Below are 13376 nucleotides of genomic sequence, written 5' to 3' on the forward strand. Positions count from 1 at the left end.
GGTCAGGCTCCGGTGGTCGAGCCGGGGCGGACGATCATCAGTACGGTGACGGCGGCCCAGAGCAGGTTGAAGACGCCGGTCAGCATGGCCAGCCGGCTCGCCGCCAGGCGGCCCGGGGCCTCGTCGGCGGCCGGGGTCGCGACGGGGCTCGCGGAGCCGAGGCTTCCAGGCCCGGGGTCGGCGCGGCCGGGGCTCCCGGGCCCGGGGCTCGCCGTCCGGCGGCGGTCCGGAGCCTCGGCGGAGCCCGGGGCCTCGTCGGCGGCCGCGGGGCCGGGGCTCCCGGGCCCGAGGCTCGCGCGGCCGGGGCTTCCAGGCCCGGGGTCGGCGGGCCCGGAGCTCGCGGGGCCGGGGCTCCCGGCGCTGGCGGCTCCCCCCGCGACGGCCCCCTCAGCTCCCCCGGCGACTGTGGCGGCCCCCTCACCACCCCCCGCGCCCGGCGCACCGGCGGCCTCCGCGCCCGGCGCACCGGCGGTCGCCAGGGCCAGCGCCTGGGCGGGCAGGATGCGGAAGGCGAGCAGCGCGGCGGCGAGGGCGGTCAGCGCCATGGAGACGATCAGCCAGGTGTCCCCGAGCACCCCCATGCCGCTCGCCGTGGCCAGGCCGAGGAGCGGGACGGCGAGGCCGAGGTACGCGTAGACCCGGCAGATCCGGTGGAGCAGCCGCAGGGTGGTGGCGGAGGCGCCCGGGTCCTCCCCCGCCCGGCGGAGCGCGGCCGGGAACATGCTGGCCGCGACCGCGACCGGCCCGACCGCCAGGATCGCCGCCACCACATGGAGCGAGAGCAGCAGCTTGTTCACAGCCGCGCCTCGGGACCGGCCGCGCGCCAGACGATGCCCCGGCGCTCATGGGCGAACAGCTCCTCGACGGCGTGGGCGATCCGGGGGCCGGACTCCCGCTCCAGCAGATGCAGGGCCAGGTCGAGCCCGGAGGTCACCCCGGCGCCGGTGACCAGGTCGCCGTCGTCCACCACCCTGGCCCGTACGGAGTGGGCCCCGGCGGCCGGGAGATCGTCGGCGGACAGATGGTGGGTGGTGGCGTACCGGCCCTTCAGCAGCCCGGCGTACGCCAGGATCACCGAGCCGCCGCAGACCGTGGCGACCGTGGTGCCGGGGTCCGCCATCGCCGCCCCGAGCAGGGCCGACAGCTCCGTCTCCACGGCGCGGCGGAGCCGTACGGAGAGGTACTCCCCCGCCTCTTCACCCTCCTCGGGCTCACCGAGCCGGCCGGAGGCGCCGGGGACCAGCACCAGATCGGCGCGGGCCGGGTCGAGCGCGGCGGTGGCCCGCAGCGTCAGGGGCCCGGAACCGCTGGGCACCTCCCGGGGCCCCTCGGCGGAGACCAGCTCCACGGTCACCGCCCCGCCGGTGGCGGCGCCGCCCGCGTGGAAGACCTCGTAGGGGGCGACGACGTCGAGCGGGTCGAAGCCGTCGAAGAGGACGATCTGGATGTGCGGCATACGGGTCCCTCCAGTGGCGTACGCGGGGCGTACGGGTGCTCGCGGATGCGGTGCGGCGGACGTACGGACCCCGGGGCGGCGGGAACCGAGGGGCCGGTCCGGGGACGACGGTAGGCGCCGGACGGCCGCCCGCCCAGTGGCAGGATCGCCAGCTTTCAACGGGATAGTGACAGGCGGGCGACGCACCGCGATGCCGGGCGTTCCGGCCGCTCAGGCGGGTTGGCGAGCGGTCGGCGGCCGGATACGTTCTGGCCATGCACACCGTCGCCGTCCTCGCTCTCGACCAGGTGATCCCCTTCGATCTCGCCACCCCGATCGAGACCTTCTCGCGCGCCCGGCTCCCCGACGGCCGGCCCGGTTACCGGATCCGGGTGTGCGCCGAGCGGCCCGAGGTGGCGGCGGGCGCGTTCGCACTGCGGGCGCCGTGGGGTCTGGAGGGACTGCGGGACGCGGACACGGTGATCGTGCCGGGCACGACCGCCCCGGTGCCGCCGCTGCCTGCGGCCGTACGGGAGGAGCTGCGGGCCGCCGCCGCCCGGGGCACCCGGATCGCCTCCATCTGCGTCGGCACCTTCGTGCTGGCCGAGGCCGGGCTGCTGGACGGACTGCGGGCCACCACCCACTGGATCGCCGCCGACCAGCTGGCCGCCGCCTACCCGGCGGTGGAGGTCGATCCGGACGTGCTGTACGTCGACAACGGACAGATTCTGACATCCGCCGGCGCGGCGGCCGGGCTCGATCTCTGTCTGCACATGGTCCGCCGGGACTACGGCTCCGCCGTGGCCGCCGACTCCGCCCGGCTGTCCGTGATGCCGCTGGAACGCGAGGGCGGCCAGGCGCAGTTCATCGTCCACGACCACTCCCCCGCCCCGGCCGGGTCCGCCCTGGAACCGCTGCTCGACTGGCTGCGCGAGAACCTGGCCCGGGAGCTCTCCCTCGCCGAGATCGCCGCGCACGCCGGGACCAGCACCCGCACGCTGATGCGCCGCTTCCGCGAGCAGACCGGCACCACCCCGCTCCAGTGGCTGCACCGGGCGCGGGTGCGGCAGGCCCAGCATCTGCTGGAGACCACCGATCACTCGGTGGAGCGCATCGGCGCCCAGGTCGGCTTCGGTTCCGCGACCGCCTTCCGGGACCGGTTCAAGCGCACGACGGGCGTCAGCCCGGTCACCTATCGCCGGACCTTCGGCTGACCGCCGTACGGTCGGCTGACAGTCGTCGGCTGACAGTCGTCGGCTGACAGCTGTCCACAGTTGTCACTCGACACCCGCCCAGGCACGGGCCCGGACATGCTCCGGCCGGGTGAATCCGTACGCCGTCCGCCGCAGCGTTCCGGTGGGCGGCGGGGACGCGCCGGGAGGGTGAAGGCGGGTGCCGGGGCCCGGGGTCCCGGGTTCCGGCACCCGTACCGCAGCCGAGTCCCCGGAGCGTCCCATGCCCTCGGTGATCACCGACCGGCCCGCCGTCCCCGCCTCCCGGCGACCCGCGCCGGCGGGCGGCCCGCCCGGGCGGAAGCGGCCCGCGCGGTCCCTCCGGTACGCCGCTCCCGCACTGCTCGGGTACCTGGCGGTGCGGCTGTCCGGGCTGCTGGTGCTGGCCCGCTGGGCGCACCTCAAGGGCCATGGGCTGCGCCCGGTGCTGGCGGGCACCTGGGACTCGCGCTGGTACCTGGACATCGCGGCCCACGGCTACACCGACCGGCTGGGCACCGCGCTGGACGCCAACAATCTGGCGTTCTTCCCCCTCTACCCGGCGCTGATCAGGGCGGCCTCGGCGGTGACGCCCGGGTCTCTCGGATCGCCCGGGTCGCCCGGGTCGCCCGGGTCGCCCGGGTCGCCCGGGTCGCCCGGCGCGGTGGCGCTGGTGCTGGCCGTGGGGTGCTCGCTCGCCGCCGCCTGGGGGATCTTCGCGGTGGGCGACCGGCTCTGCGGCCGGCGCGCCGGGACGGCGCTCGCGGTGCTGTGGGGCGCGTCGCCGGTCGGCGCGGTCCAGTGGATGGCGTACACCGAGTCGCTGTTCACCGCGCTGGCCGCCTGGGCGCTCTACGCGGTGCTGGCGAGGCGCTGGGGGTGGGCGGCCGGGCTCGCGGTGGCGGCGGGGCTCACCCGGCCGACCGGGATCGCGGTGGCGGCGGCGGTCGCGGCGGCCGGACTGGTCGCGGCGTACCGGGCACCCGGCGGGACCGCCCGGCGGGGGCCGCTGCTGGCCGCGCTGACCGCGCCGCTCGGCTGGCTCGGCTACACCGGCTGGGTGGGCGCGCGGCTGGGACGCTGGGACGGCTACTTCGCGGTGCAGCGGCTCTGGCGCAACCAGTGGGACGGCGGCGCCGTCACCCTGCGGAACCTCCGCGAGCTGCTGCTGTACGACCGGACCCCGCAGCTCTTCCTGGTGCTGGTGTCGGTGGTGCTGGCCGGGTCGGTGGCGCTGTATCTGCTCTGTCTGGCCGACCGGCAGCCGCTCGCCCTGCTGGTCTTCTGCGGGGCGCTGCTGCTGGTGGTGCTGGGCAGTGGTGGGGTCTACTTCCCGCGCGCCCGCTTCCTGCTGCCCGGCTTCCCGCTGCTGCTGCCGGTCGCGGTGGCGGTGAGCCGCGCCCGGCCACCGGTGGCGCTGCTGGTGCTGGGCGCGGCGGCGCTGGTGTCGGCCTGGGCGGGCGGCTGCATGCTGCTCGTCTGGACGGGACCGCCGTAGAGCCGCCCGGCCCGTGGGGTCCCGCCGCTCAGCCGAGCGCGAGCAGCACCACGAGAAGCAGGCCACCGGCGAGGGCCGGGCCGAGGATCTCGTACGCCCAGCGCACCCGTACGGTCCCCTGCGCGCCCGGGCGGTCGGCATTCCGCTCGGCCAGGTCCCGCAGCTCGGTGATGGTCCGGTCCGCCTGGGCCGTACGGGCCTGGACGTCGGTCACGTCGGCGGTGACCGGGGTCCGGCCGTGCGGGTCGTCCTGGGAGGCTCGCGCCTGGAGCCGGGCGGCCCGCTTGCGCTGGCGCAGCGAGACCGGGACGGCCCACAGCTGGAACTTGCTGCCGTCCCGCAGCAGCACCTCGCTGGAGTACCCGGCCCGTACGTCGGCCACCCGGGCCCACGGCAGCACGATGTCCCGGAACGGGTTGCGCACCCGCAGCCGGTCGTCGTTGGCGAAGACGGCCGGCCGGAAGGTGAAGGCCACCACGAGCGGCACCACCAGCAGCAGCCCGGCCAGCGCCAGCCAGGGCGTCCGCCCCGACCCCCGGATCAGCCCGTCCACCGCGAACCAGCAGGCCAGCGCGAGCATCAGCCCGCCGCCCACCATGCCGGGCACCGACCGGTAGGACCGGTCGGCGTACACCGGCTCGGCCGGCTCGGCCGGCTCGTCGGGACTGGAATCCGGGCGGCCACTCGTCATGCCCCCGATTCTGCCTCACCCCCTCCCACCCCCTCCCGGCAACCCGGACCGGCGCCGGCGGCCGGCCCCGCCCCGGACCCCCGGCGAGGCACCGACCGTGCTCGGTCCCCGCCACCCCCGGAGGAGTGGCGGGGACCGGTCGCACCGGGGCGGTCAGTGGCGGGTCATGGCGACGAAGGTCGTCCAGGCTTCGGCGGAGACGGCGAGGGAGGGGCCGGTCGGGGTCTTGCTGTCCCGGACCGGGACCGTGCCGTGCGAGGCGGCGAGGTTGGTGGCCACCTCGACGCAGACGCCACCGTTCTCGCTGTAGGAGGACGTGAACCAGCGGGGGGATGCGTTCTTCACGGGATGCCCTTTCGCGACTGGTCGAGCGCCGGCACCGGGGCCGTCCGAGTGAGCGCCCCGGTCTGTGGCCGATGGTAGGACGCGAAAGCCCCCGCCACTCCCGAAAGGGGAACGGCGGGGGCTCAGCAGGCCGAAACGTCAGCCGCGCACCATGCCGACGAAGGAGGCCCAGGCGCCGGCGGAGACCGCCAGGGACGGCCGGCTCAAGTCCTTGGAGTCCCGGACCGGGACCACGCCGTGCGTCGCGACCAGGTTGGCGGCCACCTCGACGCACTGGCCGCCGTTGTTGCTGTACGAGGACTTGAACCAGCGGGGGGATTCGGTGTTCACGTGGTGCCCTTTCGCAACTCTTTGATCAATGCCACGGATTCGGACTGGGAGAGCGCATTGGCCTGCAACTGATGGTAGTCCGTCAGCAGCGGCACGATGAAGTCACTGTCTCGTTCGAGATGGCCTCGGTGCGCGGACTCGGCGTACGACGCCAACGAGCGGTCCGGCATCGTCAGCAAGGTGACCGGCAAGTCAAACGGGCGATCGGCTCCCATCCCGAACGGGGCCACCTGGAGCACCGTGTTGGGCAGCGCGGCGAACTCCAGCAGCCGGTCGTACTGCTTCCGCATCACGGCCGGGCTGCCGACCGGTCGGCGCAGACAGCTCTCGTCCAGCACCGCCGAGATCAGCGGGGGCGGGGTCCGCTCCAGGCTGGCCTGCCGCTGCTCCACCAGCCTTATGCGCTCCTCCGCCTGCTCAGGGGTGATCGTCTTCCGCCTGACGGCGCTCTCCGCCAGCTCCAGCGCGTACTCCCGGATCTGGAGCAGTCCCGGGATGACACCGACCTCGTACAGCCGGATCTCCGCCGCCTTGGCCTCGCGCTCCAGGAACCCCGGAAGCCCTTCGATGAGGGTCGCGTAGCGGACGCCCTTGCTCATCTGCTGGAACTTGGTCCCGGTGCCGAGCGCCCGGTCCATTTTGCGAGCGAAACGCAGAGTAGGAGGCCGACGACCAGTTTCCACGGCGGAAATATGCGTCCCCGAACAGCCTCCCTTGGTACCCACCTGGTCCTGGGTCAGGCCCTGCGCGTCCCTGGCCTCGCGCAACTTCGCCCCGAAGCGCGCCTGGGGCGATTCCTCGGGCTCCAACTCCTTGCGGTTCACCTGCGACCACCTCACTCTCCGAGCACCCAACGCAAGTTGAAGACGGTCCGACCGTAGTCCAACCTGAGTGCTCCCGGTAGTGAAATCACTACGGAGAGGAGTGGGCTTATGTGTGCGGACGATTACCCGGATGGAGTACCCGAGCCCCCGCAACTCCCGCTTCCCGGAACCCTCATGGTGGACCTGGTCCGCGATCGGGTCGGTGAGTTCCGGGGCGAGGAGTGCGGGCGCTGGTTCCTGCGGCCGATGGGTGGCGGGGTCGAGTGGACCGCCGACCCCGCCGACGTACGGCCGGCCAACCCGGAGCAGCGCATAAGGGCCAAGACGGCCCGCGCCAACGCCCGTTCGCGGGGTGAGGTGCTGTGACCCGCCACCGCTTACGGCCCCTGCGCCGCCGGGCCCGCGTCCGCGCCGTGCTGGCCGCCAACCTCGCCGCGTACTGCCAGGAGAACGACATCGACCTCCTGGCACGGATCTTCACGGACCCGGCCCCGGACTCCGGCCCACCGCCCAGCCGTTGGGAGACCCTGCGGCTCCGGGCGGACGACCTCCGCAGCCACCTCCACCACTACCGGGCGCGGCTGCGGATGGCGGTCCGCTGGTGGTGCACCCCACCCGCCAGACGCCGGGAGATCGAGCGCGCGGCGGCGGCGATGCTGTCCCGGCTGCCACCCACATGAACCCGGACACGGACACGACGAGTGCGGAGCCGGCCATCTACTGGTGCGAGGTCGCCGCCGAGGGCCCGGTCTACAGCACGGGCCGGGTCGTCCGGTACGTCCTCGGCACCTGGCAGACCCTCTCCCCGGTCCTGGCCCTGCGCTGGCTCCGCGGCGAGGCCCGCCGCATAGCCGACCGCCTCGACCCCGACCCCGCGTGTGCCGCCTGGGTCACCGAGGCCATGCGCCAACCGGTCACCCCGGTCCCCGACTGCCCCGCCGAACTCCGCGTCTGGGCCGCCGACCCGGCCGACCAGCGCGCCGCCCGCGCCCACCTCAAGGCCGGCGTACCCCTGACCGTCACGGTCCCCGACACCGACTGCCGCTACACCCTCACCATCCGCCCCCTCCACCTCCCCGCCCCCGCCCGCCGCCACTGGTGGCAGCGGGCCCACTGACACCCCTCCGGGCAGCGACAACGGATCCCGCCGCCCGGAGGGGCCCACCCCCCCGCCCGGCCGCCGTCAAGGGTCGGCGGCCGGGCGGGGCCGTACGTGCGGGGTCGAGGCCGGGGCCCCGGGGGCGGTTTTCGGGTCGGGTCCGGACCGTTGCCGTTCTGTGTTCGGGCGGGGGTGTACAGGAAGCTACGCGCGTAGATATGCTCCCCTGGTGACCATGCCCACTACTGCCAACGCATTCGCTGACGTGACCGCGTCCGACAGCACACTGCGGCGCTTCCTGCACGGGCTGCCCGGTGTCGACCCCGTCGGTCTCGAAGCGCGCGCCGCGTCTCTCGGTACCCGCTCGATCAAGACCACGGCCAAGGCGTACGCCATCGACCTGGCCATCTCCATGATCGACCTGACGACCCTGGAAGGCGCGGACACCCCGGGCAAGGTCCGGGCGCTCGCCGCCAAGGCCGTCAACCCCGATCCGACCGACCGCACCACTCCCCGTACCGCCGCGGTCTGCGTCTACCCCGACATGGTGGCCACCGCCAAGGCCGGCCTGGCGGGCACGGACGTGAAGGTCGCCTCGGTGGCGACCGCCTTCCCGGCCGGCCGGGCCGCGCTCGACGTGAAGCTGGCGGACGTGCGCGACGCCGTCGCCGCCGGGGCGGACGAGATCGACATGGTGATCGACCGCGGGGCCTTCCTCGCCGGTCACTACCTGAAGGTCCACGAGGAGATCACGGCCGTGAAGGAGGCCTCGGGCGCCGCCCGGCTGAAGGTCATCTTCGAGACCGGCGAGCTCTCCACGTACGACAACATCCGCCGCGCCTCCTGGCTCGGGATGCTGGGCGGGGCGGACTTCATCAAGACCTCCACCGGCAAGGTGGCCGTCAACGCCACCCCGGCCAACACCCTGCTCATGCTGGAGGCGGTCCGCGACTTCCGCGCCCAGACCGGCATCCAGATCGGTGTGAAGCCGGCCGGCGGCATCCGCTCCACCAAGGACGCGATCAAGTTCCTGGTGCTGGTGAACGAGACGGCCGGTGCCGACTGGCTGGACAACCACTGGTTCAGGTTCGGCGCGTCGAGCCTGCTCAACGACCTGCTCATGCAGCGGCAGAAGCTGGCCACCGGACGTTACTCCGGCCCCGACTATGTGACGGTGGACTGATCACCATGGCATCCGCATTCGAGTACGCGCCCGCGCCCGAGTCCCGCGCGGTCGTCGACATCAAGCCGTCGTACGGGCTCTTCATCGACGGCGAGTTCACCGACGCCGCCGACGGCCAGGTCTTCAAGACCGTCTCCCCGTCCACCGAGGAGGTGCTCTCCGAGGTCGCCCGCGCGGGCGCCGAGGACGTGGACCGCGCGGTGGCCGCCGCCCGCAAGGCGTTCGAGAAGTGGTCGGCACTGCCCGGCGCCGAGCGGGCCAAGTACCTGTTCCGGATCGCCCGGCTCGTCCAGGAGCGCTCCCGCGAGCTGGCCGTCCTGGAGACCCTGGACAACGGCAAGCCGATCAAGGAGACCCGGGACGTCGACCTGCCGCTGGTCGCGGCGCACTTCTTCTACTACGCGGGCTGGGCCGACAAGCTGGACCACGCCGGATACGGCGCGAACCCGCGTCCGCTGGGCGTGGCCGGCCAGGTCATCCCGTGGAACTTCCCGCTGCTGATGCTGGCGTGGAAGATCGCCCCGGCGCTGGCCACCGGCAACACCGTGGTGCTGAAGCCGGCCGAGACCACCCCGCTCTCCGCCCTGTTCTTCGCGGACATCTGCCGCCAGGCGGGACTGCCGAAGGGTGTCGTCAACATCCTTCCCGGATACGGGGACGTGGGCGCCGCGCTGGTCGGCCACGAGGGGATCGACAAGGTCGCCTTCACCGGCTCGACCGCCGTCGGCAAGGAGATCGCCCGCACGGTCGCCGGCACCCGCAAGAAGCTCACCCTGGAGCTGGGCGGCAAGGGCGCCAACATCGTCTTCGACGACGCACCGATCGACCAGGCGGTCGAGGGCATCGTCAGCGGCATCTTCTTCAACCAGGGCCAGGTCTGCTGCGCCGGCTCCCGGCTGCTGGTCCAGGAGTCCATCCAGGACGAGCTGCTGGACGCGCTCAAGCGCCGGCTCACCACCCTGCGGCTGGGCGACCCGCTGGACAAGAACACCGACATCGGCGCGATCAACTCCGCCGAGCAGCTCGCCCGGATCACCGCGCTCGCGGACACCGGCGAGGCCGAGGGCGCCGAGCGCTGGTCCCCCGCGTGCGAACTGCCGTCCGCCGGTTACTGGTTCGCGCCGACGCTGTTCACCAACGTCACCCAGGCGCACACCGTCGCCCGGGACGAGATCTTCGGCCCGGTCCTGTCGGTGCTGTCCTTCCGCACCCCGGACGAGGCCGTCGCCAAGGCCAACAACAGCCAGTACGGCCTGTCGGCCGGCATCTGGACCGAGAAGGGTTCCCGGATGCTCGCCGTCGCGAACAAGCTGCGCGCGGGTGTCGTCTGGGCCAACACGTTCAACAAGTTCGACCCGACCTCGCCGTTCGGCGGTTACAAGGAGTCGGGCTTCGGCCGCGAGGGCGGCCGCCACGGCCTGGAGGCGTACCTCGATGTCTGAGTCTTCTCGTCTGAGCGTCCTCAAGACCTACAAGCTGTACGTCGGGGGGAAGTTCCCCCGCAGTGAGAGCGGCCGGGTGTACGAAGTGACGGACCACAAGGGCACCTGGCTGGCCAATGTCCCGCTGTCGTCCCGCAAGGACGCCCGGGACGCGGTCGTCGCGGCGCGCAAGGCGTTCGGCGGCTGGTCCGGCGCCACCGCGTACAACCGGGGCCAGGTCCTCTACCGGGTCGCGGAGATGCTGGAGGGCCGGCGGAACCAGTTCGCCCACGAGGTGGCGCACGCCGAGGGGCTCTCCAAGTCGGCCGCCGCCGCGCAGGTCGAGGCCGCCGTGGACCGCTGGGTCTGGTACGCAGGCTGGACCGACAAGATCGGCCAGGTGGTGGGCGGCGGCAACCCGGTCGCCGGACCGTTCTTCAACCTGTCGACGCCCGAGCCGACCGGCGTGGTCGCGATCGTGGCCCCCCAGGAGTCGTCGTTCCTGGGCCTGGTCTCGGTGATCGCCCCGGTGATCGCCACCGGCAACACCGCCGTGGTCATCGCCTCCGAGCGGTCCCCGCTGCCCGCGCTGGCCCTCGGCGAGGTGCTGGCCACCTCCGACCTGCCGGGCGGGGTGGTCAACGTGCTGTCCGGCAAGGCCGCCGAGCTGGGCGCCCCGCTCGCCGCGCACCAGGACGTCAACGCGCTGGACCTGACCGGGGCGGGCCCCGAGCTCGCCAAGGAGCTGGAGATCGCCGCCGCCGACAACCTGAAGCGCGTGCTGCGCCCGGGCCCGGCGGACGCGGACTTCACCGCCGACCCGGGTACGCACCGGCTGACCGCGTTCCTGGAGACCAAGACCGTCTGGCACCCGACGGGCTCCCTGGGCGCCTCGGGTACGGCGTACTGACCGGTCTGACCGTCCTGACCGGTGTCCGGCGCACTGATCGGTCTGACCGGTCTGATCGGTGCCCGGCGTACTGATCGGTCTGATCGGTGCCCGGTGTACTGATCGGCGCGCCGGTCGGGTGCTGACCCGTGTACCGGCTCGCGCCTGCGTGCGCTGACGTGCGCCGGTGTGTGCCGAACGGCGTGAACGGCCCCGTCGCCCCTCCGTCCGGGGGCGGCGGGGCCCTTCTCGTATCCGGGGCGTCGGGCGGGACGGGCGGTCAGCCGCCGAGCAGCGGGCCCACGAGCGGGAGCGTCCCGGGACTGGTCAGGGTGCCGGTCACCGAGGTGGTGTTGAACGCCGGGAAGTCCGCGACCTGGGTGCCGACGCCGTTGCTCAGCGGGTCCGTACCCGTGCCGGCCAGCGGGTTGATCCTGATCTCCCGTACGGTCTTCACGGCCGACGGCACCACCGCCACCCCGCCCTCCAGCGCGCCCTGTACCGCCGCCAGCACGTCCAGGTTCCGCGGCGCGGCCTGGGCGGTCCCGCCGGTGGCGCCGAACGCGGCCCCGAGTGCCGTGAGGGTGAGCCCGGCCTTCAGCAGTGAGCGCGGCGTACGTCGTGCCATGGGTGCCATGGGAGTTCCCAACTGTCGGTCCTGTGGTCCTGCGCGTCCCGCGCCCCTGCCCGGCTTCGTGTTCCCCGCCGAGAGGGGGCCGCGAGGTGACGAGTCCGGGACGCAGCGTATTTGACATGTGACGCTCGATACCAACGAGTGCCCCGAGGGGTCCCCCGACCGGGGCAATGCCTCACACTGGTGTCCCGTGAGTGCGCATCCCCTTCCGACCCGTGTCGTCCTGCTCACGGGTCCCTCCGGCTCCGGCAAGTCCTCGCTCGCGGCCCGTACCGGCCTGCCCGTCCTGCGACTGGACGACTTCTACAAGGAGGCCGGCGACCCCACGCTGCCGCTCGTGCCGGGCAGCACCGACGTCGACTGGGACTCGCCGCTCTCCTGGGACGCGGACGCGGCGGTGGCCGCCATCGCGGAGCTGTGCGCCACGGGGCGGACTGCGGTGCCGGTGTACGACATCGCCACCAGCAGCCGGACCGGCCGGGACGCGTTCGACATCGCCCGCACCCCGCTCTTCGTCGCCGAGGGCATCTTCGCCGCCGACATCGTGGCCCGGTGCCAGGAGCTGGGCCTCCTGGCCGACGCGCTCTGTCTGCGCGGCCGGCCCGCCACCACCTTCCGCCGCCGGCTGGTGCGGGACCTGCGCGAGGGCCGCAAGTCGGTGCCGGTGCTGCTGCGACGCGGGTGGCGCCTGATGCGCACCGAGCGGTCGATCGTGGCCCGGCAGACCGCGCTGGGCGCCCATCCGTGCCAGAAGGCCGAGGCACTGGGCCGGCTGGCCGCCGCCGCGGCCGGCCGGCACCGCCCGCCGGCCGCCCCGGGCGGCGTGCCGGAGGCGGGTGCGCCGGGGGCGGGTGCCCCGGGAACGAGCGGCACGTCCGCCGGTGCCTCGTCCGGCGGCGTGCCGTCCGACGGTGTCCCGTCCGCCGATGTGCCGTCCGGCGGTGTCCGGTCCGGTGGTCTTTCCGTGCCCGGTCTGTCACCCGCGCCCGCCGGCCCTTCCGTGGCCGGTCTGACGCCCGCCCCTGCCGGCCCTTCCGTGGCCGGTCTGTCGTCCGCGCCCGCCGGTCCTTCCGTGGCCGGTCTCTCACCCGCGCCCGCCGGTCCTTCCGTGCCCCGGCCGCGTTCGGCGGAGGCGGACCCGGGGGTGGTCGCGGACGCGGCCCCCGAGGTGGCCGGCGCGGCGGCGGCGGCCGAGCCGGCCTAGCGGTCACCGCCGTACGCGCTACGGGGCCGATACGTGGCCGACACGGCCCGTGCCTCCCCCGCACGGCCCTGCTCCGGGCCGCCCCGAGCCACCGGTTCCGTACGGTTCCGTACGGGTGTACGAGTCCTGCCACCACTGGCGGGCGGCCCCCTTGCGGGGCGCGGGAGAATGGGGGGTGGCCCGCGAAGCAGGGTCGGGCACGGACGGCCCAGCCGGACGCAGCCGAGCGCGGACGTACGAAGGAGACGGGCACATGGCGGAAACCGAGCGGAACGAGCAGCGGCGGCTCAGGCCGGCGCCCCTGCTCTTCGAGCCCGCGGAGGCCGCCGGCGACCCCGAGCACTTCTTCGACCTGGAGTCCATCGAGGACCCCCGTGAACTGCTCACCCGGTCCACCGAGCTGACGCTGGCGTTCCGCGCGGCGACCGACCGGGCGGTGGAGTTCCAGGCCATCGCGGCGGCCCAGCTGGCCGACCCGCGCCGGTTCGACCGGCTCACCGACGCCGAGATCGGGGAGCGCGCCGAGTGGACCGAGGACTACGCCAAGAAGATGGTCGAGTTCGGCCGGGACCTGCTCCGCGACGGCGGGCGCGACGGGGACGACTGAGCCGC

The 13376-nt window shown here is 74.0% G+C and carries 16 protein-coding genes and 1 pseudogene; 10 read left to right on the forward strand and 7 right to left on the reverse strand.

Translation table 11 applies throughout. The features are described from left to right. Window positions 1–2: 2 nt before the first annotated feature. Both NX801_RS30965 and NX801_RS02765 read right to left on the reverse strand, forming a co-directional pair. Window positions 3–797: a protease gene (locus tag NX801_RS30965; protein WP_428986049.1), complete on the reverse strand. Its 795-nt coding sequence runs from the start codon at window positions 795–797 to the stop codon at window positions 3–5. Then, on the reverse strand, window positions 794–1456 hold the full coding sequence (locus NX801_RS02765) for a DJ-1/PfpI family protein (protein ID WP_258785094.1): 663 nt from the start codon (window positions 1454–1456) through the stop codon (window positions 794–796). The genes NX801_RS30965 and NX801_RS02765 overlap by 4 nt, the downstream gene beginning before the upstream one ends. 254 nt (window positions 1457–1710) lie before the next feature. On the opposite strand from NX801_RS02765, the gene NX801_RS02770 reads away from it, so the two are divergent. Next, complete coding sequence (locus NX801_RS02770) at window positions 1711–2649, forward strand: GlxA family transcriptional regulator (protein ID WP_258785095.1); 939 nt, start codon at window positions 1711–1713, stop codon at window positions 2647–2649. 241 nt (window positions 2650–2890) lie between these two features. Continuing rightward, window positions 2891–4144 (forward strand): hypothetical protein, encoded by a 1254-nt coding sequence (locus NX801_RS02775; protein ID WP_258785097.1) that lies wholly within the window; start codon window positions 2891–2893, stop codon window positions 4142–4144. 28 nt (window positions 4145–4172) lie between these two features. Here the strand turns inward: NX801_RS02775 and NX801_RS02780 are convergent, their stop codons facing one another. From NX801_RS02780 to NX801_RS02795, 4 genes are all read right to left on the reverse strand, one after another. Then, window positions 4173–4835, reverse strand: a complete 663-nt coding sequence (locus NX801_RS02780; protein WP_258785099.1) for a PH domain-containing protein — start codon at window positions 4833–4835, stop codon at window positions 4173–4175. A 153-nt stretch (window positions 4836–4988) separates the two neighbouring features. Further along, complete coding sequence (locus tag NX801_RS02785; protein WP_258785100.1) at window positions 4989–5180, reverse strand: DUF397 domain-containing protein; 192 nt, start codon at window positions 5178–5180, stop codon at window positions 4989–4991. 138 nt (window positions 5181–5318) lie between these two features. Beyond that, window positions 5319–5510, reverse strand: a complete 192-nt coding sequence (locus tag NX801_RS02790) for a DUF397 domain-containing protein (protein ID WP_258785101.1) — start codon at window positions 5508–5510, stop codon at window positions 5319–5321. Further along, window positions 5507–6334: a helix-turn-helix domain-containing protein gene (locus NX801_RS02795; protein WP_258785102.1), complete on the reverse strand. Its 828-nt coding sequence runs from the start codon at window positions 6332–6334 to the stop codon at window positions 5507–5509. The genes NX801_RS02790 and NX801_RS02795 overlap by 4 nt, the downstream gene beginning before the upstream one ends. 108 nt (window positions 6335–6442) lie before the next feature. On the opposite strand from NX801_RS02795, the gene NX801_RS02800 reads away from it, so the two are divergent. From NX801_RS02800 to NX801_RS02825, 6 genes are all read left to right on the forward strand, one after another. After that, on the forward strand, window positions 6443–6700 hold the full coding sequence (locus tag NX801_RS02800; RefSeq protein WP_258785103.1) for a hypothetical protein: 258 nt from the start codon (window positions 6443–6445) through the stop codon (window positions 6698–6700). Next, window positions 6697–7014 (forward strand): hypothetical protein, encoded by a 318-nt coding sequence (locus tag NX801_RS02805; protein ID WP_258785105.1) that lies wholly within the window; start codon window positions 6697–6699, stop codon window positions 7012–7014. The genes NX801_RS02800 and NX801_RS02805 overlap by 4 nt, the downstream gene beginning before the upstream one ends. Then, window positions 7011–7451 carry a hypothetical protein gene (locus NX801_RS02810; RefSeq protein WP_258785106.1) on the forward strand — a complete coding sequence of 147 codons (441 nt, stop codon included), beginning with the start codon at window positions 7011–7013 and terminating at the stop codon, window positions 7449–7451. Before NX801_RS02805 ends, NX801_RS02810 begins: the two co-directional genes overlap by 4 nt. 217 nt (window positions 7452–7668) lie before the next feature. After that, entirely contained in the window at window positions 7669–8616 is a 948-nt protein-coding gene (gene deoC / locus NX801_RS02815) for a deoxyribose-phosphate aldolase (protein ID WP_258785246.1), read from the forward strand. Between the two features lie 5 nt (window positions 8617–8621). Continuing rightward, a complete protein-coding gene (locus NX801_RS02820; protein ID WP_258785107.1) occupies window positions 8622–10058 on the forward strand; it encodes an aldehyde dehydrogenase family protein in 1437 nt (478 codons plus the stop codon). Next, complete coding sequence (locus tag NX801_RS02825) at window positions 10051–10947, forward strand: aldehyde dehydrogenase family protein (protein WP_258785108.1); 897 nt, start codon at window positions 10051–10053, stop codon at window positions 10945–10947. The genes NX801_RS02820 and NX801_RS02825 overlap by 8 nt, the downstream gene beginning before the upstream one ends. A gap of 259 nt (window positions 10948–11206) precedes the next feature. Here the strand turns inward: NX801_RS02825 and NX801_RS02830 are convergent, their stop codons facing one another. After that, window positions 11207–11563 (reverse strand): hypothetical protein, encoded by a 357-nt coding sequence (locus NX801_RS02830; RefSeq protein WP_258785109.1) that lies wholly within the window; start codon window positions 11561–11563, stop codon window positions 11207–11209. Window positions 11564–11681: 118 nt separating this feature from the next. Between NX801_RS02830 and NX801_RS02835 the strand changes: the two are divergent. Continuing rightward, window positions 11682–12374, forward strand: a pseudogene (locus tag NX801_RS02835) (uridine kinase); the annotation flags it as partial. A 643-nt stretch (window positions 12375–13017) separates the two neighbouring features. Next, window positions 13018–13371, forward strand: coding sequence for a hypothetical protein (locus tag NX801_RS02840; protein ID WP_258785110.1), 354 nt, complete (start codon window positions 13018–13020; stop codon window positions 13369–13371). Window positions 13372–13376: the final 5 nt, after the last annotated feature.

Source organism: Streptomyces pyxinae (assembly GCF_024756275.1).
In the GTDB taxonomy this organism is placed as follows: Bacteria; Actinomycetota; Actinomycetes; order Streptomycetales; family Streptomycetaceae; genus Streptomyces; species Streptomyces pyxinae.